This window comes from Pseudomonas pseudonitroreducens, from assembly GCF_021603645.1.
GTDB lineage: Bacteria > Pseudomonadota > Gammaproteobacteria > Pseudomonadales > Pseudomonadaceae > Pseudomonas > Pseudomonas pseudonitroreducens.
Genome location: NZ_BQHJ01000005.1, coordinates 170,650 through 194,232, shown reverse-complemented (window position 1 = coordinate 194,232; position 23,583 = coordinate 170,650). Strand labels below are relative to the sequence as shown.

Annotated in this window: 20 protein-coding genes; 8 read left to right on the top strand and 12 right to left on the bottom strand. The window is 64.0% G+C overall.

Features of this window, described 5'->3' with window-relative positions:
- Position 1: 1 nt before the first annotated feature.
- Complete coding sequence (locus L6D89_RS13975; protein ID WP_236200138.1) at positions 2–1,831, bottom strand: DUF1302 domain-containing protein; 1,830 nt, start codon at positions 1,829–1,831, stop codon at positions 2–4.
- Between the two features lie 84 nt (positions 1,832–1,915).
- The gene (locus tag L6D89_RS13970; protein ID WP_236200137.1) at positions 1,916–2,761 is read right to left on the bottom strand and encodes an AraC family transcriptional regulator; all 846 of its coding nucleotides are present in this window, start codon (positions 2,759–2,761) and stop codon (positions 1,916–1,918) included.
- A gap of 97 nt (positions 2,762–2,858) precedes the next feature.
- On the opposite strand from L6D89_RS13970, the gene L6D89_RS13965 reads away from it, so the two are divergent.
- From L6D89_RS13965 to L6D89_RS13955, 3 genes are all read left to right on the top strand, one after another.
- Entirely contained in the window at positions 2,859–3,794 is a 936-nt protein-coding gene (locus tag L6D89_RS13965) for a LysR family transcriptional regulator (RefSeq protein ID WP_236200136.1), read from the top strand.
- Between the two features lie 97 nt (positions 3,795–3,891).
- Entirely contained in the window at positions 3,892–4,926 is a 1,035-nt protein-coding gene (locus tag L6D89_RS13960; protein ID WP_236200135.1) for an AraC family transcriptional regulator, read from the top strand.
- A gap of 227 nt (positions 4,927–5,153) precedes the next feature.
- A complete protein-coding gene (locus tag L6D89_RS13955) occupies positions 5,154–6,338 on the top strand; it encodes a GGDEF domain-containing protein (protein WP_236200134.1) in 1,185 nt (394 codons plus the stop codon).
- A gap of 66 nt (positions 6,339–6,404) precedes the next feature.
- Here L6D89_RS13955 and L6D89_RS13950 read toward each other — a convergent pair whose 3' ends face one another.
- Positions 6,405–7,313 (bottom strand): alpha/beta fold hydrolase, encoded by a 909-nt coding sequence (locus L6D89_RS13950; RefSeq protein WP_236173511.1) that lies wholly within the window; start codon positions 7,311–7,313, stop codon positions 6,405–6,407.
- Positions 7,314–7,913: 600 nt separating this feature from the next.
- On the opposite strand from L6D89_RS13950, the gene L6D89_RS13945 reads away from it, so the two are divergent.
- Entirely contained in the window at positions 7,914–8,342 is a 429-nt protein-coding gene (locus tag L6D89_RS13945; protein WP_236200132.1) for a hypothetical protein, read from the top strand.
- 132 nt (positions 8,343–8,474) lie between these two features.
- Here the strand turns inward: L6D89_RS13945 and L6D89_RS13940 are convergent, their stop codons facing one another.
- From L6D89_RS13940 to L6D89_RS13900, 9 genes are all read right to left on the bottom strand, one after another.
- Complete coding sequence (locus tag L6D89_RS13940; protein WP_236200131.1) at positions 8,475–9,332, bottom strand: hypothetical protein; 858 nt, start codon at positions 9,330–9,332, stop codon at positions 8,475–8,477.
- A gap of 3 nt (positions 9,333–9,335) precedes the next feature.
- Entirely contained in the window at positions 9,336–10,166 is an 831-nt protein-coding gene (locus tag L6D89_RS13935) for an OmpA family protein (protein ID WP_236200130.1), read from the bottom strand.
- 50 nt (positions 10,167–10,216) lie between these two features.
- Positions 10,217–13,573, bottom strand: a complete 3,357-nt coding sequence (locus tag L6D89_RS13930) for a YadA-like family protein (RefSeq protein WP_236200129.1) — start codon at positions 13,571–13,573, stop codon at positions 10,217–10,219.
- Between the two features lie 45 nt (positions 13,574–13,618).
- Positions 13,619–14,449 carry a hypothetical protein gene (locus L6D89_RS13925; protein ID WP_236200128.1) on the bottom strand — a complete coding sequence of 277 codons (831 nt, stop codon included), beginning with the start codon at positions 14,447–14,449 and terminating at the stop codon, positions 13,619–13,621.
- 102 nt (positions 14,450–14,551) lie between these two features.
- A complete protein-coding gene (locus L6D89_RS13920) occupies positions 14,552–16,156 on the bottom strand; it encodes a response regulator (protein ID WP_236200127.1) in 1,605 nt (534 codons plus the stop codon).
- A 219-nt stretch (positions 16,157–16,375) separates the two neighbouring features.
- Positions 16,376–16,789, bottom strand: coding sequence for a GFA family protein (locus L6D89_RS13915; protein ID WP_236200126.1), 414 nt, complete (start codon positions 16,787–16,789; stop codon positions 16,376–16,378).
- Positions 16,786–18,201: an MFS transporter gene (locus tag L6D89_RS13910; protein WP_236200125.1), complete on the bottom strand. Its 1,416-nt coding sequence runs from the start codon at positions 18,199–18,201 to the stop codon at positions 16,786–16,788. The genes L6D89_RS13915 and L6D89_RS13910 overlap by 4 nt, the downstream gene beginning before the upstream one ends.
- Positions 18,202–18,270: 69 nt before the next feature.
- A complete protein-coding gene (locus L6D89_RS13905) occupies positions 18,271–19,269 on the bottom strand; it encodes a flavin reductase family protein (RefSeq protein WP_236200124.1) in 999 nt (332 codons plus the stop codon).
- 64 nt (positions 19,270–19,333) lie between these two features.
- Complete coding sequence (locus tag L6D89_RS13900; RefSeq protein WP_236173521.1) at positions 19,334–20,395, bottom strand: LLM class flavin-dependent oxidoreductase; 1,062 nt, start codon at positions 20,393–20,395, stop codon at positions 19,334–19,336.
- An 82-nt stretch (positions 20,396–20,477) separates the two neighbouring features.
- On the opposite strand from L6D89_RS13900, the gene L6D89_RS13895 reads away from it, so the two are divergent.
- The 4 genes from L6D89_RS13895 (at position 20,478) to L6D89_RS13880 (ending at position 23,398) form a co-directional block, all read left to right on the top strand.
- Entirely contained in the window at positions 20,478–21,395 is a 918-nt protein-coding gene (locus L6D89_RS13895; protein ID WP_236200123.1) for a LysR family transcriptional regulator, read from the top strand.
- Positions 21,396–21,514: 119 nt separating this feature from the next.
- On the top strand, positions 21,515–21,955 hold the full coding sequence (locus tag L6D89_RS13890; protein ID WP_236200122.1) for a GNAT family N-acetyltransferase: 441 nt from the start codon (positions 21,515–21,517) through the stop codon (positions 21,953–21,955).
- 372 nt (positions 21,956–22,327) lie between these two features.
- Positions 22,328–22,576 (top strand): hypothetical protein, encoded by a 249-nt coding sequence (locus L6D89_RS13885; protein WP_236200121.1) that lies wholly within the window; start codon positions 22,328–22,330, stop codon positions 22,574–22,576.
- Positions 22,577–22,786: 210 nt separating this feature from the next.
- Complete coding sequence (locus L6D89_RS13880) at positions 22,787–23,398, top strand: NMCC_0638 family (lipo)protein (RefSeq protein ID WP_236200120.1); 612 nt, start codon at positions 22,787–22,789, stop codon at positions 23,396–23,398.
- Positions 23,399–23,583 lie beyond the last annotated feature (185 nt).

Below are 23,583 nucleotides of genomic sequence, written 5' to 3'. Positions count from 1 at the left end.
CTCAGAAGTCGACCTTGGCGCTGACGCTGTAGAAGTCGCGGTCGTCGAGCGTGCTGTACTTGTTGGAGCCGAAGAAGCTGTTGTAGCCGAACTCCAGGCTGTAATCGTTGAGGTAGTTGAAGGCCAGCGACAGGCCGGCCGCCATCTGCCCCTCCTGGAACGGGCCGCCCGGATCGTAGGAGTAACCCTCGACGTCGTGGCGGAAGTTCAGGCTGGGCAGCATGTTCACCCCCGGCAGCACATCGCTGTACTCCAGGCCGGCGCGCAGGCGATAGCCCCAGGACCAGGGCGTGGTGAATCCGTCATCGGTGCAGTAGCGGTTGGTCACGCCGCTGGCCACGGTGTTGCACTGCGTGCCGTTGAGCGGCGCGCTGCGGCCGAAGGCGGAGTTGCGCCCCAGGCGCTCGTCGCCGACATCGCCCACGTGCACCACGCCCGCCTCGCCGAGCAGGGTCAGGCGGGTGGCACCGAGGACGTTGTCGACGATCTGGGTGGCGGAGGCGGTCATCTGCCAGGCCGGCTTGCGCACCCAACCGTCCAGGGTCTGGCCGGTGGTGGTGGCGCTGGCCGGAATCCCCTCGATGGCCGAACTGCCGGATGGGCCGGTGATCATCGCCACGTTCATGTCGGGGCCGTTGTAGGCCACCGGCATGTTCGGCCGGTAGCTCAGCTCCGCTGCCAGCGAGGTGCCCCAGCCGGGCAGCGCACCGTTGATGCTCATGCCGTAGAGGTGGATGTTCTCCGGGAAGGCAGCGGCGTAAACCGGCCCCTGTACGCGGCCGATGGGGAAGCTGCCGGGCTTGCTGGCGTCGCGCGCGGTGAGCTGCAGGTAAGGCAGGCGCGCGTGGTAATTGACGTAGTAGAACGCCGCCTCGGCATCGTTCAGCGAGCTGATCAGCGTACGCAGGGCAACGCCCCACTGGCCCTGGTCGGACGGGTCCTGGTCGTCGCCGTGGGACGCATACAGGCCGCTGGCCTGCATCTGCGCGTCGGTCTGCACCTGGCTCAGGTACAGCGGGCCGCAACCGGGCTGGACGGCGTCGCTGGTGGCGAAGAAGGTGCCGCAGCCGTCGAGCACGCTGGGCCGCCAGTTGTACTGGTAGAAGCCTTCCAGGTTCACCTTGTCGGTCAGGCCGAGGTTGAACGAGAGCATTTCGACCGGCAACTGGCCTTCCTTGATGTCCACGCCGGGCTTGTTGAAGGCGCTGTAGTCCAGCGGGTTGATCACGTTGATGCCGTTCTGGATCAGTACCGCCTCGCCCCAGGACATCACCTGCTTGCCGAGTTTCAGGTTCAGCGGGTGTTCGGCAACGTCGAAGTCCTTCCACACATAGGCATCGAGCGTGTCGAAGCCATGGAAGCGCGCCAGGGTCGGCCAGCCGTCGTCGTCGAAGTCCTTGAAGCGGCCATCGCCAGTCTCGTAGGCGTGGTCGTACCAGTACTTGAAGCGAACGAAGGCGCCCTGCCCGTCGCCCTCCAGGCTGAAATCGGTAAGGCCCTTGAACATCTGCGAGATCGGATCGCCCTTCTTGAAGTTCAGGCGGTTGTCGTCGGCGCTCACGCTGGTGCCATCGGCATTGCCGATGTGCTGCGCCTGGACGGCGTTGGCGTGGGTCATCAGATGGCGATCGGGGTCCTGCGCCGACCAGCTCGCCCCCAGGCTGAGGGTGGTCTTGGTCGACAGGTTCCAGTCGTCGTTCAGCTCAAAGGTGGTGGCCTGCGCGTCGAACGCGCCAGCGACCGCGAGGGCAAGCAGGAGAGGTCTGGCGATGCAGTGCTGGCGCCGCCCCATGTATGCATGGGGAGCGGGGGCCAGATGGATTCTTGTCATTATTGGCTCCGGATGGGTGGTACCGCCGCTCAACCTTGAGGGGGACGAGCACGGCGACCACAAGCCGGGGCCGACAATTTTCGATCATGTCGAGTATTGGCCGAGACGGAACTGCTTGGGCGTGACCCCAAAACGCTTGCGGAAGGCGCGGATGAAGTTGCCGCTCTGCCGGTAGCCGATACGCTCGGCGATGCGTTCGATCGGCTGGTCGGAAGAGCGCAGCCAGATGCGCGCCAGGTTCAGGCCATCACCATTGCCGGTCTGCGCCGCATCACCCCATTGGCGCCGCAGGCTCTGGTAGAGGAACTCGTTGGCTCCCGCCAACGGCGTCGCCAGCAGTGCCGTGGGCAGCAGCAGGAAGGGCGAAGGCGCCACCCGCCAGGGCACGCCCCACTCGCCCAGCGTCGTCGTGCAGCGTTGTTGCGCAGCGATGCCGACTTCTTGGCACACCAGCGCCGCCGGCAGCCCGACGCGCCGGGCAATATTGCGGATCAGGGTCAGCACCGCGGCATCCAGGCCGAAGTGATGCAGGTCATCGCGGACCAGTTGCAGGGTCAGGCGTGTGACGTCGCCCTCTTCCTCCAGGCGCGCTTGCACGCAGTTGGTCACCGTCGGCAGGTATTGGCAGAACGCAGCCAGGCTGGTGCCCAGGTCCGGGGCGGAGTCCAGCAGGATGTTCAAGCCCTGCAGGCAATGGGTCGCCATGCTGTTGAGCAGCTCGCAGCCGAACCGCGGATTGCCGCTGGCACGCTCGCACTCGCTCCACAGGCGCTCCACCTGTTCCGCCGGGATGCGCGCCCGATGGTCCGCCAGTTGCGCTTCGGCAATGCCAGCGCGCAGGCGCAATTCTGCGGCGCACAGTCCGACGCGGGCGGCGTGCAGGAGGATGGTACTGGCGAAGGCGCTGGAAGCGAAAAGCAAGGGCGACATGGGGCGGGTTCCGGCTCGACGGGCTGTTTACTAGACCAGCCACCTCTGCTATCCATCAAATTCATTCGACTCAACACTTCTATGCGCAGGACGCATCATGGAACTCAGACAGCTCCGCCACCTGGCCGCCCTCGCGGACTTCCAGAACTACCAGCGCGCCGCCGACGCCATCGGTCTCAGCCAGTCGGCGCTGAGCCGCAGCATCCAGTCCCTGGAGCGCGACCTCGACTGCCTGCTGGTGGACCGCCAGAGCCGCGACTTCCGCCTGACCGGCCAGGGCGAACTGGTGCTGCAGCATGCGCGGCGCCTGCTCGCCGGTACCCGTTCGCTGCGCAACGAACTGCAGCAGTACAACGGCCTGGATGCCGGCGAGCTGCGTTTTGGCTGCGGGCCTTATCCGGCGCAACTGCTGGTGCCCGAAGCCATGGCTGACTTCATCCGCGCCCACCCGGCTATCCATGTCGGCTTCCTGATGGGCGACTGGGAACAGATGGCGCAGTTGCTCAAGGAAGAACAGGTGGAATTCTTCGTCGGCGACGCCCGCGAATTCGCCGGCGACCCTGATTACCAGGTGCGCTGGATGGAATTCCGCCCCGGGCGCTTCTTCTGCCGCTCCGGCCATCCGCTGGCGGCCGCTGAGCATCTGCAACTGGCCGACCTGCTCGACTACCCGCGCGTGGGTACGCGCATTCCGCCACCGCTGCGCAAGGTGCTGGCCGAAGTGATCGGCGAGCGCGACTTCCACATGAACATCGAATGCGCACAGTTCGCGGCGATCCTGCATATCGTCGCGCGTTCCGACGCGGTCGGCCTCGCGGCGGTGGAGGCGCTGCACGCGCCGGTGCAGCGCGGCGAAGTCGCCTTGCTGCAGATCGCCGACATTCCCCAGGACCGCACCGAGCTGCGCCTGCACTACGGTATCGTCAGTCGTGCCGGCTTCGGCCTGTCGCCGGCGGCGCAGGCCATGATCGAGGCCATCTTCGCGGCGGATGAGCGCCTGCCGCGCGTGCTCGGACGGACCATTGCGCCCTAGCAACCTGCGTACTTGAGCACACTCGCCGCGACTCCCTTGTCGCTGCCAGGCGCAATGCGTATGGTCGTCCGCCAGCCCCGCCGAGTCATGGTCCGCAATGAGCCCAGCTGCCGCCCCTCCGTCCAACGCCTTCTACGCCCCGACGCTACTGCCGGCCGTGGAAGAGCTGCTGGCGCGCGGTATTGCCGCCGCGGAGCTGGAAGCCTGCATGCGCCGGCCCCTGCTGGAGTTGCGCACGCCGCTGGTGCGCGTGCCGCTGTTCCTCTCCCGGCGCTTCTGGGACCTCGCCGAGCGAGCCAGCGGCGAAACCGCCATCGGCCTGCTGGCGGGCAAGCGCTTCGTGTCGACCCTGACCAACGGCCTGACCTACCTGTTCGACGTGGCACCGACCCTGGAAGCCGCCTGCACCTATTTCGCCGAGTACTTTCCCTACTTCAACGGATCACTGCGCGTCGAACTGCGCGCCCAGGGTGAGCAGGTTGCCCTGGTTCTCTCCGAGTGCGGTGCCCTGCTGTCCGGTCGGCAGAGCCGCGAGTACACCGTGGTCGGCATCTGCAGCCTGCTGCGGCGCAAGCTGCTGGCCAGCGGCGTTGCCCAGGACGCGCTGCTCGGCATCCAGTTGCCCGGCCACGCGCCAGCGCACACCGAACTCTACGCACAGGCCCTGCGCGCGCCGCTGCACTGGCGCAGCGATACCACCGAGGTCGTGCTGCACCTGCAACCGGCGCTGTTTCGCCAGCCGCTGTCGCCGGCCAACCCCGAGCTGGAGGCGATCCTGGTCGGCATCGTCGAGGCCGCGCGCGGGCAGACCCAGCGAACCCTGCTCGACGAAGCCACCGAGCATATCGCCAGCACCCTGGCGGAAGGCGCGAGCTTCCAGTCCTTCTGCAGGACGCGCCACCTGACCGAGCGCACCGCCGCACGCCGGCTGCTCAGCCAGGGCTGGCGCTACAGCGAGCTGCTCGACGAGCAGCGCCGCTACAAGGCGCTCGACCTGCTGGGTGTCGCCGAGCTGTCGCTGGCACAGATCACCGACCTGCTCGGCTACGGCGACCTGCAGAGTTTCTCCCGCGCCTTCGGCCGCTGGTACGACAGCAGCCCGGGGGCCTGGCGCGAAGCTCAGCTGCGCTGAACCTTCACGGCCAAGCCCGGTGACGGCAGCGCAAGCAGGTTGCCACGCAACCTTGCGCTACGCTGGCAGACGTACTGGCGGATTGCCTTCCCGCAGCGCATATGGTTAGGTTCCGCGACCCCGAACAACTTCGTCGAGCACGCCAGGTGCAGCCGGGAACCCCGCCGCGCATTCACCCCGCCGACCGTGCTCGACTCCCTTGGCTGCACCTTCCCTGACGCGAGCCCATGGTCACCACTGTCATCCTCAGCATGCTCTGCGTGCACCTGTTGTGTTTCTGCGTGATGTTCCTGCTGATCAGCACACGGCTGAATGGCAAGAAAATGGGCATGGAAGTCTTCGCCCTGGGCAATTTCCTGCTGGGCATGGCGTACATCCTGCAGTTGCTCGGCGGACCGGCGAACGGCACGGCGATGAGTATCGTCAATCACACGCTGACGCTCTGCGCTCCGTTCGCCTACGTGCTGGGCGCCATGCGCTTCTTCGACCGCCCGACCCGGGTGTGGCGCCCCTTGCTGGCACTGGCGGCGCTCTACACGGCGCTGCAACTGGTGGTGCAAGCGACACTCGGGACCGAGGCACGTCATGCGCTACTGGCAGGCTCGTGCGCCCTGCTCTTCCTGCTCATGACGCTGGCCGTGCTGTACGCCCGGCGAACCGTCGCCCGGGACCTGCGCGTCGAGATGATCGTGTGCGCCATCCTGATCGGCGGCATCTGCGCGCTGAACGCCGCCAAACTGCTGATGATTGTCCAGGGCGGGCTGGCCGCCCTCGACATGAACAGCGGCTTCCAGAAGGTCTTCTACATCTACATGTCGTTCCTCGGCACCGTGCTTCCCCCCTGCGCCGTCTGGCTGGTGCTGCGCCGCCTCACGGACGAACTGCGGACCATGGCGGCCCACGACCCGCTCACCCAACTGCTGAACCGGCGTGGGCTGATCGAGGGGCTGGATGGGCATTTCCGATCCCGCTCTGCCGGGCCCGCCTACCTGCTGATCGTGGATATCGATCACTTCAAGCAGATCAACGATAGCCACGGCCACAAGGTGGGCGATCTGGTGCTCTGCCACGTCGCCAATATCCTCAAGGCCACTGCGCGCAAAGGCGATCTGACCTGCCGGCTCGGCGGCGAGGAGTTCGTGCTCGTCGGCCTCAATACCGACAGGGCCGGAGCCGTGCAACTGGCCGAGCGCACCCGCGCCGCGATCGAGCACAGCGAGGTGCCTGGCCTCCACTTGAAGCAGCCGATCCGCTGCAGCGTAACCATCGGGGTCTCGGAAGCGTTCAGCAGCACCCAGGCTCTCGATGCCTGCATGCAGCAGGCGGATGCCGCGCTCTATCGGGGCAAGACGGCCGGGCGTAACCGCGTCGAGTGCGCCAGCGCACAGGAGGCCCAGGGCGCCAGGACATGACCAGCCGCCGCCCGACCGCAGGCCGCCACGACAGAAGGCGGCCGAGGCCGAACATGGAACTGCGCGTCAGGGCGAAATGAACTGGCGAACCGCCTGGATCGTCTGCGCCGGCGCTTCTTCCATCAGCCAGTGCCCGGCACCCGGCACCACCACTTCGGTGACGTTGTCGGCGGCATTGCGCATGACGATGGCTTCGTTGGCGCCGAACGACTTCTCGCCGCCGACGGCGAGCACCGGCATCGTCAGGCGAGTCTTGTTCGACGCTTCATTGTCCACGGCATCCTGGCGAATGCTGCGGAACTGCAGGAAGGCCGCGTGCATCGCTCCAGGGCGGGCGTAGAGCTTGGCGTAGTGTTGGCGAGTCGCCTCGTCGACCTTGCGCGGGTCGCCGGCGAATTCGTTCCAGAAGCGGTCCAGGTAGATGCGTTCGCGCCCTGCCACCAGCCGTTCCATATCCGGCCCGCCAAAGTCGAAGTGCCAGAGCAGCGGGGAACGGACGATTTCATTCCACGGCGGAATTCCGGGTACCGGAGCGTCCATGACCACCAGGCGCTCGGTCTGCTGCGGATAACGCGCCGCATAGGCGTAGGCCACCATGGTGCCGATATCGTGGCCGACCACCACCGAATGCTCGATACCCAGCGACGCCAGCACCGCGCGGATATCGCCGGCCTGGGTCTTCTTGTCGTAACCACCGGCCGGGATCGATGACAAGCCCATGCCACGCAGGTCCGGCACCACCACGGTGTGGTCCCTGGCGAGGTCCGTGGCCAGTGGCGCCCACATGTCGCCGGTATCGCCAAACCCGTGCAGCAGCACCACCGCCGGCCCACTTCCGCCAACGCGCACGTGAATGGTGCCACCGTCCACGGCGACCTCCTGTGTACGGAAGGCGGCCGGGAACGCCACCACCCCGGCCTGGGCGGGGATGCTCAGAGTCAACAGCAGAGAAGCGGCCAGCAGAATGCGGATCATCATGTTCTCTCCAGGGGTATCGACTGGAGGAGCGTAGTCCGGTTTGCCAATCCCATGCGGGCTCGCCCTGCCGGTTCGGTGTCAGGCCGGCGGACAACAGGCGATCGACCAGCGCGTCCAGCCAAGACTACGGCGGATCGATGGCACTCAGCGACAGATCGGAGAAACTGATCCTCGGCGTCAATCTGGGGTTATTCGCCTACACACTCGCCATCCTCATGACTGTCGCTGCCGTGGCTATGGATCACCGGCAGCGACTGGCCGGGACATCCATACCACGCTGAAGCCTGGCAAGGCCTCTGCCGCACATGAGGCCTGGCCGCACGTACTGCAACCTGAACGGGTTCATCTCGCCAATCGAGAACCCGCAGGGACCACGGGCAGACGGCTCGCTTGAAGCCGGTGCCTGACTCCAGCCTGAGGCGGGCAATATCATCGGTGCATATGCCACTTCAGGTGGAACCTTGACGAGGACAGGCTTCCGCATGTCGGTGCACGGAGGGCGTGGGGGCCAGACGCCACGGGTTATCCGCAAAGCCCGTAGCCGATAGACTCCACGTCCTGCCACCGAGAGAAATCACCACTGACGAAGGATCGTTCATGTCTGCAAAAGCGCTTCTGCGCATCGGCGCGCTCGGCTTCGGCCTCACCGCACTCGCCGGGTGCTCCCACTACTTCCAGAGCATCCCGGACATCATGGCGGCGAGTGACTGGGAAGGACGGCCCCTGCAGGAGGCCATCGATACCTTCGGCAAGCCCACCGATGTCGTTAAGGATGAGCAGAACAACTCGGTTGCCCGCTGGATCTACAGTGAACAATTCACCCGTACGCAGGGCTATAACGAACTGTCAGCCGGCCCGACAGCCGGGAGCGTGATGGTTACGCCGCACTCCTACCAGGAGTCCTACGGCAAGGAATGCCGTCTGGAGCTGACCTTCAATTCGCAGAACGTCATTACCGATTTCAAGACCTGGAAAAGCGTGGGCGACGCCTGTAACTCCTACTCGTTCTCCTACCCGAAAAAGTAGCCGCACGCCCCGGATAGCCGGGAGCCCGCACTCCACTTGCATGGGGTACGGGCCAGCGGATTCAGCGCTTTTCCTGCAGTGAAACAAGTCCTCGTCGAGGCCTGGCTATCGACGCCTCCAGCGTCGCCGCACCTAGTCAATACGCTTGACCACGCCATCCGGGTAATAGGCGATCTGCAGGGTCCGACGCAGCCCCATCAAGTGACCTTCCCCATACCAGGTGATGTTGTCCTGGCGCAGGGTCATGCCATCGTTGCCATACTCGTACTCACCGCCGTTGGAGGTGCTGAAGGCGAAGCGTTGATCGTCCAGGCGCCTGATCTGATAGCGCGTGCCGGGCAACGGCATCTGCTCCTTGGCCCGTTTGAGGTAGGCCGGCGCCAGCTCGGAGAACAGCTCGCGGGCTTTGCTCTGGTACTGGGCAGACGTCAGGCCGGGAGTCCGCTGGAGCTTTTCGGCGATCAGCGTGAAGTACTCGGCATCGGTGCGCGCCAGGGCCATGCGCACTGCCATGACTTCGCCCAGACGACGCGGATCGACCTGCAGCTTGCCATCGGCCGTCTTCTGCGCAGCGACGAAGTCCTGGCTGTTGGCCTGGATCAGCGGTGCTGTCGCCAGGAACGCGGCGCAGGCGATCTCCTGGGCCTGGTGATTGCCGTTGACCAGCAGCGCGGTCACCCCGCCCTTCTGCTTCAGGGTCTCGGCGGTCTCACCACTGGCACTGACGAAGCGGTCGACATCGGCCTGCTTCAGCTCGCCACGGGCCAGCCCGCAGATGTGCTGCATCACTGCCGGGTTGCGCTTGCCGTCCACCAGCGGCGACATGCTGAAGACCGCATTGCGGATTACCGGCAGCGCAGGATACTCGAGGGTACCGAGGGCCTGGTCCTTCACCTGGGTACTGCTGGCGTTGCGCGCACTGTCATTGCAGCCGGCCAGCAGGCAAAGCGGCAACAGGCTGGCGACCAGCCACTTGCTGGAAATGCTCATGATTCATTCCTCACTCGAGATGGGCTGAGCCGCGCTGGCGGCGAGTTCGACGACGACCCGGCGGTTATTCGCCAGACACTGGATCAACTGCTCCCGCGGTGCATCCGGGCAGCTCACCAGCGGCTCGGCGGCACCGACCCCACGCACCTGCATCAGCCCCGCCGGTACGCCCAGCGCGGCCAGGTAATCGCGCACCGCTTCGGCGCGGCGTCGCGAGAGGTCGAGATTGTGGGCGCGCGAGCCAAGGCGGTCGGAGTGCCCGGTAACCGCAATGCGTTGCGGCTGTGCACGGCGAATCTGCGCAGCCAGGCGATCCAAGTTGCCGCGACCGGCAGCGCTCAGGTCCGCCCGGTCGAAGGCGAAGCTGGCATCGGCGGACAGCGTTACCTGCTGCACCGACGGGGCAGGCTGGACAACAGGACTGGCCACCGGCTTGAGCTGATCCAGGCAATTGGCCGGCGAGAACAGGAAGCTCTGGGCTTGCAGGTCCTTGTCGAACAGCACCTTGTACTGGCAGACCAGATCGGCCTGGCCGGCACGGCGGAAGCGCAGGATGTAGTCCCATTCGCGAACGGCGAACATCCCTTCATGGAAGTGCGGTGCGCCGATCAGCTCGTAGAGCTGCGCCTTGCTCATGCCCGGCTGGATCTTCGCCAGGTTTTCAAGATTCGCGTAGCTGCCCTGCGGACGGTAGGACTCGCTGACGGCGGGGAATCTGGGTTCGCTGCTGTGGCCTTGATCATCCACCTGGCTGAGCGAGCCGCAGGCTGACAGCAGCAGCCCCGCACACGAGAGGGTCAGCAGGCGCAGCACGACGGAATTGAACGTATTCATGTTGATCTCCTGGAACTGGCCCGGCCATAGCCGGGCCTGGATGGAATGACTCACCACTGGTAACCGACGCCGACGGCAACGCCGGTTTCACCCTGGCTGGTGGTGCTGCCCTGCAGCTTGGTGACCCACTTGCCGTTGTCGGAAATTTTCGACACGCCCACTGCCAGCGCCCCCTGGCCGCGGAAGTTGCCCAGCCCGACGTTGGTCATGCTCGCGCCAGGCGAGTACGGCTGCGGCAGGGTCGCCATGGCCATGGCGCCGGCGATGCCCGAGCTGAGGATGTCGTCCTGTTTCTTCAGGTCGTGACGCAGCGCGTTGTAGCGGGAGTCGGTGTAGTCGTAGAACTGGTTGGAGATGTCGCCCATGCTCTTGTTCAGCTGGCCGAGGTTCACCGCATCGGTCGACGCGGTCCCGGCGGCGACGTTGGTGATCTGCCGCTCAGCCCCGACGCTGCCGACCGACACACTGTTGTCGCGCTCGGCCACCGAGTTGGCGCCGATGGCCACCGAGTTGCGCCCCCTGGCCTTGGCGTTGGAGCCCACCGCCGTGCTGTTGTCGGCCAGCGCTTCGGCGCCGGCACCGCCGGCCACCGAGTCGGCGCCGGCCGCCTTCGGCTTGGGCAGGTGGCTGCTGTTGTTCACCTGGAACATGCCGTCGGTACCGTTCTGCACGTTGCTCACGTCGCCTTCGACATGGGTCACCCGGTTGTCGAGGTTGTTGACATTGGTGGTGACGTTGGCGACTTCGGTGTTGACGTTGTGGATGGAGTCGTCGGTGTACTGCTTGGACTCCGTCACGGCACCATCGAGTTGGCGCAGGTTGACCGCGTCGGTGGCCTCCTTGCCGTCGGCGACGTTGCTGAGGGTACGGGTTTCGCCGGTTGCGGCGTTGCCCACCGAGACAGTGCCAACGCTGGCGTTCTCCGCGTTGGAGTACTTGCCGGTGTAGCTTTCCGCACCGCGTCCGCCGTCGCTGGCACCTTGCCCGAGGGCGACGCTGCCGTCGGCCGCGGCACTGGCGCCGTCGCCCATGGCCATGGCGCCCTTGCCGCTGGCCTGGGCGTTCGGCCCTACGGCCACCGAGTCGGCACCGCTGGCGACCGAGTCGGCCTTGCTCGAGTTGGCGTGGAAGTACTTGATGCCCCCGCCATTGTTGATGTTGCTGATGCTGCCCTCGACGGTGGTGACGCGGCCGTCGATGTTGGTGACCTGGGCGTTGGTCTCGTTGAGCTGGGACATGTTCACCGCATCGCTGTCGTTCTCGCCGCGCGCGACGTTGGTGATCTTGGTGCCGCCAGTCCTGGTGACGCTGTTGTAGGTGGTTCCCCCCATGGTCACGCTGTTGTAGTTGATGCTGCCATCGCCATTCAGGTCGTACTTGACCGAGCCTTCGGTAGCGGCGCCCGATACCTGCTTGAGCTGGGCGACGTTCACCGCATCGGTATCGTCGGCACCGGCAGCCAACCCGGTCACGCGGCGCTCGCCGATATTCACTTCGCCCGTGGCCGTGCCTCCTACCAGGTAGGCCTGGTGGCCAAGGGTGCTGCCATCGGCGACGGAGCCAGCGCCCAGGGCGACGCTGCCGTCATGGCTGGAAACTGCGCCCATGCCGATGGCCACCGAATCCACGCCCGTGGCGGAAGAGTCGACACCGGTGGAGTTGGCATGGAAGTACTTGGTGCCGGTGCTGTAGATGTTCTCGACGTGGTCGCCGAGGTTGGTCACGTCACCTTGCAGGGTGGTGACATCGCCCTCCACGTTGGTCACACGGCCATCGAGGTTGGTGATGTGGGTGGTGTTGGCGTCCACCTGCTGATTGGTCTCGTGCAGCTGCGAACCATTGATCGCATCCGTGGAGGTGGCCGTGATCGAACCCGCCGCCACGTTGGTCAGCACTTGCGCCGCGCCCGGTGCGTAGGCATCGCCACCGGCGGCGATCAACGACAGCTGATCGGTGCCGGTACGCTGCACCGGACCCACCGTGCCGTTGCTGATGTTGGTGTTGAAGTTGCTGATATCGGTGGTGTTCTGCTCCACCTGCTGATTGGTCGCGTTCAGCTGTGAACCGTTGATCGCGTCGGTGGAGCCGGCGCTGACATCGCCCGGCGCCACGTTAGTGATCTTCTGATTGCCGGCATCGATGCCGACCGTGGTCACGCTCGGGCCGCCAATGATGGTCAGGCCGTCATTGCTGATCGTGGTGTTGCCGGTGGTCACCGAGTCGAACAGCGGGTTGTCGGCCATCTGCAACTGCAGGTTGCCGTCGGCATCCACCTCGGTTTTCAGGTTCGAGCCAGAGTAGGTGCCGCCAGTGGTGGCAGCCCCTTCGATAACGAAGGTGTCGCCCAGTTTCTTGTCCACTGCGCCGGAGTTGCCGACGAAGGTGATCGGCGTGTTGGCCAGGTCGTTGAGCTGCGCGACGTTGACCGCATCACTGTTGTTTACGCCATTGGCCACGTTGGTGATGGTGGTGCCGCCGGTGTGCGTGCTGTTGTCGTAGCTGTCACCACCGAGGGTGATGCTGTTGTGGGTGCTGTTGTCGTACATCACCGCATCGGCGGTAGCACTACCGACCACGCCTTTGAGCTGCGCGACGTTGACCGCGTCGCTGTCCTGGGTGCCGGCGGCGAGGCTGGTGATCTGGCGGAACTTGCCGGTAGCGGCGTCGCCGACGGCAATCGCCCCGAGGGTGCTGGTGGTGGCGCCAATCGCGGCGGCCTGCGCCTGGCTGGCACCACCGGGAACAAATCCGGGCACTCCGGCCGATTTCCCGGCCACCGAACCCGAACCCAGCGCAACGCTGTCCTGGGCCAGCGCCTGCGCTGCGGTCCCGAGAGCCAGCGCATTCTGCTTGCTGGCTATGGCGTTGTTGCCGATAGCCACCGAGTCCACGGCAATCGCCTGGGTGCCGGTAGCAGCGCCCGCGGCATCGGTGCCGACGTTGCCGATGGCCAGAGAGTTGGTGCCATCGATCTTGTTGTTCAGGCCGATGCGGCCCCCGTTCACGTACAGCTCGTTGCCCAGCGTCAGCGAGTTGGTGCCATCACTCTGGGTACCGGTTCCGTAGAAGAGCACCCGGCCGGTCTGAGTGGACTTGTCGGAGGATTTGCAATTGCTGTTGTTGCCGTCGTACTTCCAGCCCTGGTCGCCGCTTACGCCGGTGTCGTGGACAAACACGCAGCCTGAGTCGGTGCTGTCGTTGACGTAGATACCGGCGTTACCGGCGATACCTTTCTCATAGGCCGAGCCGCCGGCAGCGAAGGCGTCGCCGAAGAAAAGGCCGCCCAGGGCGCCCAGCCCGAGGACCGCCAGCGCGCGGCCGCCCTTGCCCGATTTTCGGGCGAACTCACAGGCCACGCACCAGCAATGCTGTGCTCTCGACCAGACGAGACGATAAATCCTGTTCACGAGGGGACTCCTTCCAGGGACTGGCCCTGGCATGGGTAGGGGAAATCAGCGAGAAGAAAGTTCCAGGGCGCGGCTGGACTGGATCAGCAGCTGGCGCTCCATGGCTGCTGGGCGCGATTGCCCCAGGGCCAGTTGGTAGGTGCGCAGGGCGCCCTGGTGGTCCTGGCGGACGTAGTCGAGGTAGGCGCCGGCGAACAATCCGGCTTCACTGCGCAGGTCGCGCTTGACGGCCTCGGGGACCTGCAGCGCATCGATCTCGGCGAACACCGCCGCGCTGTCGGTCTTGCCCAGGTAGAGAGCGACCAGCGCACTTTGCTGTGGCGTGACCGGTTTGATAGCGCGGGCGAGCTTCTGCACCCGCGCCTTGGCCGCCTCAGGCTTGAGCCCGCTGTCACTGGCGCCACGCGCGCCAAGCCAGAGGCTCCACAGCCCGGCATAGGCCTTCACCTGCGGGCTGGGCGAGCGCTTCTGCAGATCGGCAAAGGCCCTCTGGGCCTGGTCGAATCGCCCCAGTGCCGTCAGGTTCACCGCCGACGGCACGGCGATGACCGCTGCCTGGTCGCTGTCCTTGAGCGCATCGTAGAACTGCCGGGCGCGCATATGACGGCCGTTGGCGTCTTCCAGGAAGGCCTGCTCGGCCAGCGCACGGGTACCGCCCTGCCCTTTGGCTCCGGCTTCGCGGAGCAAAGCCTGGGCAGCGGCGAGATCGCCTTCGAGCAATTGTTGATGGGCCAGCATCACCAGCGGCTGGGCAGGTTTCTGCGGCGTCGGCGCTGGTGCGGCCAGAGCAGAACCGCTGGCGATCAGCAGGGCAATGGCAAGCGTTGAGAGTGCGCCGGCACGGCGCTGGGCATTGATTTTCGAGCTGGACTTCATGGTGGCAACTCCGGAAGTGATCGGGTTGCGCACATGCTAGGAAGGCTGGAGTCGGAGCGAACTCAGAGTCCTTCAGGCAGCGCCATCAGACTTCTTCGATAGTCACTCCAGGCTGGCCATGAGCAGTTCGAGTTCGAGGGTAACGGTGACGTCATCGCCTTCGCTCGCATAGCTGAAACGCCCGTTGAGATGCTCGGCGAGCCGCTCGGCGTGACAGCGATCGATGATGCTCTGCGGAGCCATCCGGCCGTGAATTGTCAGCTGAGCGCCAAGCCGTCCATGATCCCGCGCGGACATGCCCAGGCGCAGGGTGACTGGTGTGTCGCTGTCCGCCTGGACCAGAGCCAGGGCGCTCGCCATCCATTCGGAAAACACTTTCACGTCGAGCCAGACCCGGTCGACATCGATGTCGGGGGCACCGAAGAGGCTCGCTGGCTGCCCGGCCAGGCAACGCCCGATCAAGGCGCGCAACTCACAGGCCACCGGCATCGAAGGCACCTGACCATCCTCCAGGTTGCAGATGCGCCGAAGCCGCGCCAGACGCGCGGTCAGGTCCGCCAGGCCGGGGGTAGCCGGATGCAATCCCATGCCCTCCAGGCGCCCGGCCAGTTCGGAGAGCGATGACAGGTAGAACTCGCTGCGTTGGCGCAGGCGCGCCTCGGCGCCGAGCGCCCGGTCACGCAGTTCGATCAGATGCTCTTCGCTGGAGGTGATGTCCTGCAGTCCGCCGAGCATGCCCGCCGGCTGACCGCTGGAATCGCGATAAGGCACCATCCAGTAATGCAGCACGCGCGGCACGCCGAATATCTCGACCCGATTGGTTATGGCAATGGGCACGCCATCGTTGACCAGTCGCCGAAACGCCTCGGGAATCGTCTTGCGTACTGCGGGCGGAAACCAGCGCGCATCGGCAAGCCCCGAGTTCAACGCCTCTTCCGCGGTGATGTGGTAGTAATCGAGAAAGCGCTGGTTGCAGAACAGCAACCTGCCATCAATGGTGCGCACGAACATCGGATTCGGCGCGGCATCCACCAGGCCGCGCAACATGCCCAGTTCCAGGGGCAGGGCCTCTGCCGAAAGAGCGCCGACGTGGCTCTCCTGCCCCGCCACCAGACCATTGCGTCGCGCGATTTCGGCCAGCTCCACACTGGAGCCCACATGCAGTTTCTCCAGCAGGTGGCCCTTGTAGGTACTCACCGTCTTGAAGCTGATCCGCAACTGTTCGGCTATGCGCAGATTGGTGTGACCCTCGGCGATCAACTGCAGTACCGCCAGTTCGCGGGGCGTCAGGCTCGCCAGCTCTCCACCATTCCCCGGCTGCATGTATTCCCGTGCGAAGTGGGCGCGGCCGGCCAGGACGTCGGCGATGGCCTTGCGCAGGCCGGCAAGGTCTTCGTCCTTGCTGACGAAACCGCTGGCGCCGGCCTGGAAGCACAACGGCGCAAAATGCGCCGGGTTCTGCCGGCTATACACCAGCAGCTTCTGCAATGGATCGCGTGCGCGCAGCCGGCGCAACAGATCGAGACCGCCCGCCCCCGGCAGCGCCATCTCGAGGATGACCAGCCCTGGTCGGTGCTCGCGGGCAAGCAGGAGTGCCGAAGGCACGTCGGTCGCCTCGGCGACGCTGGCGAGGCCCATGCTCTCCAGCAGGTCGCGCAATGCGCTGCGCACGATGGTTGTCGGGTCGACAAGGAGCACCGTGATCATTCCCTACCTCCGTCCTGACGCGTCCTTCGACAGATGAGCATAGGCGAGCGCCACGATTGGCAACCCAGCATTGCTGGGCAGCCCCGGAAACGGCCAGTGCAGGGAGCAGCCGTTCACTCAAGCGCGCCTGCTTTCACCGGCGTCCGGGGCAGCCGGTTCGACGCCAGCAGGCGCTGTCAGCCCCTGAAACCCTTCACTCCTTCGGGGTGCCCGCGCGCATCAGTCCGGTACCTGCTGGTCGAAGCGCGGCAGGCTGGGGTCAATGGCTACCCAGGGCTGCGCGGAGGCGCACCACAGGTGCAGATTCGGCGCGATGCTCGCGGGGTCCGCCAACGTGCCGGCCTTGACTGCCAGCATGCCCGGCAGGGCCGCCATTTCGGTGTACAGCGGCGAACCGCAGTGGCTGCAGAAGAACCGACGCACCGGCATACCGCTGCCACCGCGGACCCGGTAGCTGGCGAGGGTCAGCCCATCTACCTGGAAGCCCTCGGCCGGTAGCATGAGGTTGACTGAAAAAGCACTACCGGACTGTTTCTGGCAATCGCTGCAGTGGCAGACGGCCGTCATGCTGGGACGCTGGGAGCTGGAATAACGAACGCTGCCGCACAGGCAGTTACCCTGGATAGTGCTCATGAGTGCTCTCGTGGATTGCAAGGGGTGATAGTGGCGTTGCGGCAGGAATCCCACTCCCGCGCCTGCACTGCCGTGGCCTGGAAGGTCTTGCGTGCACGCAGCAGGAGTGGGCATGCCAGTGCGCAGGCAGCAAGCGTGACCATCAGAATGGAGTAGCGAATGGCGCCAGGGTCGGCCAGTACGTAGTCGGTGATAATGCCTATAGCCAAGGGGCCTATGCCGACACCGAGCAGGTTGAGCGCACCGGTGAACAGCGCGATGAACTGCCCGCGCATGGGCGCGGGAGCGATCTCGACGATCAGTGCCGGACCGATGCCGAACAGGCAGACCCACAAGGCTGCGGAAAGCGCCAGGAACGGCAAGGCCAATGCGCCGCTGGGCGCCAGCAGCAGCGGTGTGGCGCATAGCGGCAGCAGCAGGCTGGCGATGATCGCCACACGCAGATTGCCATTGGCCACCCCATGCCGGCGCCAGTATTCGCCCAGCCAGCTGGCGGCGATCACGCCCAGCGGTGAGCTGACGCACATGACCAGTCCCATCGCCATGCCGGCTTCGGCATAGCTCCAGGCAAACTCGCGGACCAGGTAAGTGGGAACCCAGGCACCGCTTCCATACACGGCGGCGTTGTAGAAGCCGATGCCGGCGACGACCGCCACGAAGGTGCGGCGGTTGGCGCGCAGGAAAGCCAGCACCTCAGCCAGTGGCACACCCGGCACCCGCGGCGCCGGCATGCCCCCTGCCCCGCGCTCACGTCGCGGCTCCGGTACGCCGAACATCAGCACCAGCACAACCAGGCCTGGCAGCCCGATCGACATCAGCGTGCTCTGCCAGGGTTGCAGAGCGCCAATCAGGGGAAGGCTCAGGGGATGGGCGTTGAAGTAGCCGAGCACCAGGCCGGTGGCGAGCAGGCCAGCGCCGACGCCGACTGGCCCGCCGGCGCCAAACATGCCGAGCGCGCGCCCGCGACGTTCCGCAGCGAACAGATCGCTGAGCAGCGATACGGCACCGGGCAGCAAAACCGCCTCCCCCACAGCCACCCCGACTCGCGCCAGGAGCAGATGCCAGAACTGCGTGGCCAGCCCGCTGGCAGCCGTGGCCAGGCACCACAGGCCGATACCGACGATGATCACCCGGCGGCGGTTGCCGCGGTCGATCAAGCGCGCGATCGGCAAGCCGGCCAGCGAGTAGAAGGCAGCGAAGGTGAAGCCATGCAGCAGCCCCATCCAGGCATCGTTGACCTGAAGTGATTGCTGGATCGGGCCGACCAGCAGGCTGAGAACCTGTCGGTCCATGATCGAGAAAACATAGGCGAGCACCAGTACGCCGAGAGCGTAATTGGCTCTGCGTCGACTGGGTAACGCGCGCACGCGGTAGGGTGTATCCGTCGTCTGGATAGTCGTTGTGCTGGACATCGACGCTTCGCCTCGCTGGCTTGTTCTTGTAGTCGAGGCCGGGCGGCAGTCCGCCGCCGCGGCGTTGGGTCAGCTCGCTGCCGGGGTCATGGCGGGCTGCTGCCAGAGGTTGTTGTCCTGCCAGAGATTTTCCTTGCGCCAGTGAGCCGGCAACTCCGCTCCGGTGCGCTGGATGACGCCGCCGATCAATTGCTTGAGCTGTTGCGCCTGATCGCCGGTCAGCGTCTCCAGGGCGCCGATTTCTGCCGCCTTGGCGCAGGCAAGCCACTGGATAGCCAGTTGCCGACCTCGCTCGGTGAACAGCACTCGCCGGTCCTGCAGCGTCAGCAAGTCCTTTTCCTGCCAGGCCTGCAGCTGTGCATCCGACAACGTCTTGCCGGTGAACTCGAAGACACGGCGCAGCTCATCGAGCGTCCGTCCTTCGCTGAAGCTGAGAATGCCCAGCAGCTCGAAGTCCTGATCCTGTACCCCCATCGTCTTCAGCAGCTCGCGGATCGGCAATTGCAGCTGGTAGTAGGCACGCCCGAGGAGGAATCCAAGCCAGCTTTCGCCGTAGGTCACGCTCGGCGTGTCGGCAGCGGTGGCTGGCAACAGGCGTCGATAACTGCCGCCATGAAACACCAGGGGAGGCTTTTCGAAGCGATCGAATGCGAGCACCTCGCCCACCAGGATGATGTGGTCGCCCCCTTCGTACTGATAGGTCGTCCTGCACTGAAAACGTGCTGCGCAGCCAGCGAGTAGCGGAATATCAGCGGGCCCGCGTTGCACCTCGAGCTCAGCGAACTTGTCGCGGCCGCTCCTGGCGAAGCGGTTGGACAGGGGCTCCTGATCAGTGGCGAGGATATGCACGGCAAAGTAGGCGCCTTCAGTGAAGGCCGACGCAGAAGAGGACGTGCGGTTGATGCTCCACAACACCATCGGCGGATCGATCGACACCGAGCTGAAGCTGTTGGCGGTCAACCCGTAGTCCTGGCCATCCGCGCCACGGGTGGTAACGATGGTCACGCCAGTCGTGAAACAGCCCAGCGCCTGGCGAAAATGCCTGGGATCGAAGTTGGAAGTATTCATCGATTACGACTCCACCGCTGCCTGCCGGGCAGGCAGCGGTTGCTTGCATTCAGGGCGGGGCGGCTCAGCGCTTGAGCAGCGGCATGACCAGGCGGCCGAAGCGTTCGGCCTCCTCGTGGTGCGGGTATCCGGAGAGGCAGAATCCGCTGCAGCCAGCATCGACGAATGCCAGCAACTGATCGGCGACCTGTTGCGGATTGCCCACCACGGCGATACCGGCACCGGGTCGAACCTCGGTGATGCCCGTCCACAGATGGGGGGTCATCTTGCGCCCAACGGTACGGGAGAGCTCCTTCATCCGCTGGTTTGCAACCGACTCGGCCATCATGTCCCTGACCTGATCGACCCAGCCCGGGTCCGCCCCGTTGACCAGCGTATCGGCCGCTGCCCAGGCTTCCTCCTCGGTTTCCCGGCAGATGATCTGCAGGCGCATCGCAAACTCGATTTCATCGCCGCGGCCATATTTGCCAGCGCGCTCGCGCATCTCGCCGATCTGCTCGGCAATGCGCTCCGGGTAATCGCCCCAGAACAGGTGCACGGAGGAGTGCTTCGCGGAAATCTCCGCCGCATGCTCCGAACCGCCGCCGAGGAAGAACGGCGGATGCGGCTGCTGGAATGGCGCCGGGATGACTTTTGGCGCATGCGCCTGGTGGTACCTGCCCTGGTACTCCACGCCCTCCTCCGTCCACAGGCGTTTCATCAGCTCGACTTCTTCCTCGAGCTGCTCGTAACGACTTTCCTTCGAGACGATCTGCCCCTCGGCATAGGCGTCTTTCTCGCTGAGGCCAGCAATCAGGTTGATGTACACCCGCCCCTGGGATAACTGGTCGAAAGTGGCGAACATCTTGGCCTGTGCAACCGGATGTATGAAGCCAGGCTTCACCGCCACCAGCGCCTTGAGCTTGCGGGTACGGGCGATCAGGAACGAAGCGGTTACCCAGGCATCCCAGCAGAATGGCGTAACGGGGACCAGGACGTAATCGAAACCGGCCTCTTCGGCAGCCACCGCCACTCGCTCGAAATGCTCGAGAGACTGGGCAATGCTCTTGTTCGGATCGCTGAAGGCCGTGGTGTCGCCGATGGTCGGGATGAACCAACCCATCTGCAGGGGTTTCTTGTTATTCATGTTGGACTCTCACGCAGTGGACCTGGACGCGACTACAACAAAGCCTTTGCGATGAAGGAAGTGAATATCTAGAATTCCACGAATGCACAAAATTAATACCAGAAACCTCGACCTGAACTTGCTGGTGGTTTTCACCACGCTGTGGGAAACCCAGAATGTCACCCGCGCCAGCGAGCGCCTGTCACTCAGCCAGTCAGCCGTCAGCCATGCATTGCGCCGCTTGCGCGAGCGGCTGGGCGACGAACTGTTCGTCATCGGCCGTGGCGGCCTGGTCCCGACGGCACGCGCCATCGAGCTGATTGGCCCGGTGCGCGATGCGCTGGCCCGCCTCGACGAGGCTCTGGAGGGAGCCGCGCCCTTCGTGCCCACGGCGGCACAGCGCAAGTTCCGCATCGCTTCCGGCGATTTCGTCGAGTTCCTGATCCTGCCGCGGCTGATCCAGCACATCGCGCGCGCGGCGCCGGGGGTGATGATCGAGGTGGTCCCCCTGCCCCCCAACAGCGCGGTTTCGGCGCTGCTCGAAAGCGGCGAGATCGACCTGGTCATCAGCGCGCCAATGACATTTGGAGCAGGCTTGCGCCATGAGCTGATCACCACTGTTCCCTTGCGCACCCTGATCTGGCAGCGCGAAGGTCTGCTGCCTGGCCCATTCCCGCTGGAGCTTTATCTGCAACGGCCCCATGTGGTGATCGAAACCCATCAGCGCGATATCAACCTCATCGACCAGGCGCTGCGGGCTCGGGGCCTGGCCAGACGCATCGGGGTACTGGTGCAGAACTTCATGGCAATGCCGGTGATTGCCTCGCAAACCGGCTACATCTGCAACCTGCCAGGGCCGATCGCAGAGACGTTCGCTGCAACCTTCGGCCTGAGTTGTCATGAACCGCCAGTCGACTTCCCGGCACCGGAGCTGGTGGCGTACTGGCACTCGCGGTTCGATGCCGGCCCGGGAATGCTGTGGCTGCGCGAACAGGTGAAGCAGCACGCTCTTCCGCTCTAGCCGGAAGCTCAGCCAAACACCCCGTGAGTCATTGCAGCCGGGAGTCGCCCTCGTGCTGTGCGCTGGACGTCGAACAGGCGATTACACTGGCCACTTCCAGCTCATGACCCGGTACAACAATGACTGCACAATCAAACGTGCGCCTCGCCGTCAGCAGCGACCTCGATTCGCTGATTGAACTGGACGCCATCGCCAGACGTGAAGCGCGCCGCCGGGAGTTCATCGCACAAGCCGTCTCGGCCGGCCAATGCTGGGTCGCCGTGGAGCCACGTGATGCCTCGATGTTGCTCGGCTATGGCGTGTTGAACGACTCGTTCTTCGAACAAGCCTTCATCCCGCTCATCGTGGTGAGGGATTCGGCGCGACGCCGCGGAATCGGATCCGCAATCCTCCTCGCGCTGGAGTCTCAGTGCGGAGCCGCGAAATTGTTCACGTCGACGAATGCCTCGAATGAGCCCATGCGCAGGCTGCTCGACAAGCACGGTTTCATCGCCAGTGGTCAGATCGAGAATCTCGATGAGGGCGATCCCGAGCTGGTATTGGTGAAACTCCGCTACTGACATCGCTGCAGGAGCGCAGACAACTGGCACGGAGCAGACCGTACGGATCATTTGTGCTTGCCCTTGAAGACGAGATTTTCAGCAAATCACCCTCCGATCAGCCTCAGGAAACGAGACGCTGAATTTCAGGACCTTCTCAGAAAACTGCTTTGTCGCGACGTTCAGTGCGGATGCCCAGTATCGGGTTGTGACAGAACCCTTTCTCCTGGAGATTTACGCACTTGAATAGCACGCGGCGTCGAAGGCGAGGCCGTCCGCACCACATGCCGCGCCGGCGTTTGGCATTGCCTGCAGGCAGCTTTCGGCCAGAAGCGGACATATAAAATCTGGAAAGCTATAGCGCTGACATAGTCTTACTCGGAGCGTGAATCGATGAGCAAACTCGCCGCACTAATTGCAGAAGCTCAGGCCGGAATTTCGATCCAGGAGCGGATCCCTGAGGAAAAATGGGAGGCGATTGCCTCACAATGCGGGGCTGCAGAGGCAGCTGAAATCAGGGAGCGGATAGTGTTTCTCAAAGCCGAACTCGAAAAAATTGAAGATTGGGACGGTGAAACGAGGGATGACATCAACACGGCTATCTACCGCTTTTCTCAACTTCTGAGGCGCATTGCCTGCTAGCTCGACAAGTGCCCAATGATGCTTGTGAACGTCCGCCTGAGTCGACTTTAACTGGTTCTGCTCGGCAGAACGCGGCTAGAATCGAGCGTGACCGGATGGAATTGCGGTCGTACACGCGTCGTTTCCGATCAGACCACGTCGTATATTTCTGGTTTCATATAGCACGGACTGGAAAAGCAACCAACTCAAAAACTAGCGAGCAATTACAACATGAACAAGGAACGTTACTCAAAACGACTGCGCGCCGGTCAACCCATGGGGAAATTTTTAGATTTAATTATTGGCTCCATCACGACAATCCCACTCATTCTTGCGTCGTCAAATTGCTTTGCTGAGAGCCCTGAAATGCAAGCCCAGGCGCTTCAGGAGATATTTGTAAATTTTTGCGTTGAAAATATAGAGAACTTGGATAATTTAAAATCCAGCCTGAAAAACTCATCACTCCTCCCTCCAGAGCAAGCTAAAAAATACTTGGGGCTCAGAGCGGGGAGTTCTTGGGTAGTGCCAAATGAACAAGGTCTATTTGTTCTTTCAATCCCCGAAACTCAAGACGCTTGCCATGTTACTGCACGGCGTGCCGACCCACATGTAGCCGAGAGGCTGTTTATAAAATTTGCCTCTTCTGCGCCTCCTTTGTATAGCGCAAAGAAAACGGCCGATTTTAATACTGAGTTGGATGGCGCTGGCAGTACTCATAGCGTCGGCTATGCTTGGGTCTCAGGAAGTTCCACAAAGAAAATAATATTCGCGCTAACTGCGAGCGAGCATGAAATTGCCGACATACAGGCTATAGCGTATGTCAAAATATCTTCAAAGCAGTAGAATTAAAAACAGAGCGCTAACGTAGTATTATGTGGTGATATCGCTGGGAGTTATTAAATACTCCGAATTTTTTATTCTGGCCGGGCATATTTATCCGAAGCGAAACCTCCCTTTTAGTGAGTGAAACCATCTCAAGCGTATTTATGAGCGGCCCAGTCTGGACTGGTCTAAGTCATCTGCCAACG

What these genes read in the sequence shown, in the direction of transcription:
- L6D89_RS13915 (WP_236200126.1), bottom strand. Translation starts at nt 16,789, where the DNA reads ATGAGCACTATCCAGGGTAACTGCCTGTGCGGCAGCGTTCGTTATTCC.
- L6D89_RS13945 (WP_236200132.1), top strand. Translation starts at nt 7,914, where the DNA reads ATGTCTGCAAAAGCGCTTCTGCGCATCGGCGCGCTCGGCTTCGGCCTC.
- L6D89_RS13890 (WP_236200122.1), top strand. Translation starts at nt 21,515, where the DNA reads ATGACTGCACAATCAAACGTGCGCCTCGCCGTCAGCAGCGACCTCGAT.
- L6D89_RS13950 (WP_236173511.1), bottom strand. Translation starts at nt 7,313, where the DNA reads ATGATCCGCATTCTGCTGGCCGCTTCTCTGCTGTTGACTCTGAGCATC.
- L6D89_RS13965 (WP_236200136.1), top strand. Translation starts at nt 2,859, where the DNA reads ATGGAACTCAGACAGCTCCGCCACCTGGCCGCCCTCGCGGACTTCCAG.
- L6D89_RS13935 (WP_236200130.1), bottom strand. Translation starts at nt 10,166, where the DNA reads ATGAATACGTTCAATTCCGTCGTGCTGCGCCTGCTGACCCTCTCGTGT.
- L6D89_RS13880 (WP_236200120.1), top strand. Translation starts at nt 22,787, where the DNA reads ATGAACAAGGAACGTTACTCAAAACGACTGCGCGCCGGTCAACCCATG.
- L6D89_RS13960 (WP_236200135.1), top strand. Translation starts at nt 3,892, where the DNA reads ATGAGCCCAGCTGCCGCCCCTCCGTCCAACGCCTTCTACGCCCCGACG.
- L6D89_RS13925 (WP_236200128.1), bottom strand. Translation starts at nt 14,449, where the DNA reads ATGAAGTCCAGCTCGAAAATCAATGCCCAGCGCCGTGCCGGCGCACTC.
- L6D89_RS13905 (WP_236200124.1), bottom strand. Translation starts at nt 19,269, where the DNA reads ATGAATACTTCCAACTTCGATCCCAGGCATTTTCGCCAGGCGCTGGGC.
- L6D89_RS13920 (WP_236200127.1), bottom strand. Translation starts at nt 16,156, where the DNA reads ATGATCACGGTGCTCCTTGTCGACCCGACAACCATCGTGCGCAGCGCA.
- L6D89_RS13955 (WP_236200134.1), top strand. Translation starts at nt 5,154, where the DNA reads ATGGTCACCACTGTCATCCTCAGCATGCTCTGCGTGCACCTGTTGTGT.
- L6D89_RS13975 (WP_236200138.1), bottom strand. Translation starts at nt 1,831, where the DNA reads ATGACAAGAATCCATCTGGCCCCCGCTCCCCATGCATACATGGGGCGG.
- L6D89_RS13970 (WP_236200137.1), bottom strand. Translation starts at nt 2,761, where the DNA reads ATGTCGCCCTTGCTTTTCGCTTCCAGCGCCTTCGCCAGTACCATCCTC.
- L6D89_RS13900 (WP_236173521.1), bottom strand. Translation starts at nt 20,395, where the DNA reads ATGAATAACAAGAAACCCCTGCAGATGGGTTGGTTCATCCCGACCATC.
- L6D89_RS13940 (WP_236200131.1), bottom strand. Translation starts at nt 9,332, where the DNA reads ATGAGCATTTCCAGCAAGTGGCTGGTCGCCAGCCTGTTGCCGCTTTGC.
- L6D89_RS13885 (WP_236200121.1), top strand. Translation starts at nt 22,328, where the DNA reads ATGAGCAAACTCGCCGCACTAATTGCAGAAGCTCAGGCCGGAATTTCG.
- L6D89_RS13895 (WP_236200123.1), top strand. Translation starts at nt 20,478, where the DNA reads ATGCACAAAATTAATACCAGAAACCTCGACCTGAACTTGCTGGTGGTT.
- L6D89_RS13910 (WP_236200125.1), bottom strand. Translation starts at nt 18,201, where the DNA reads ATGTCCAGCACAACGACTATCCAGACGACGGATACACCCTACCGCGTG.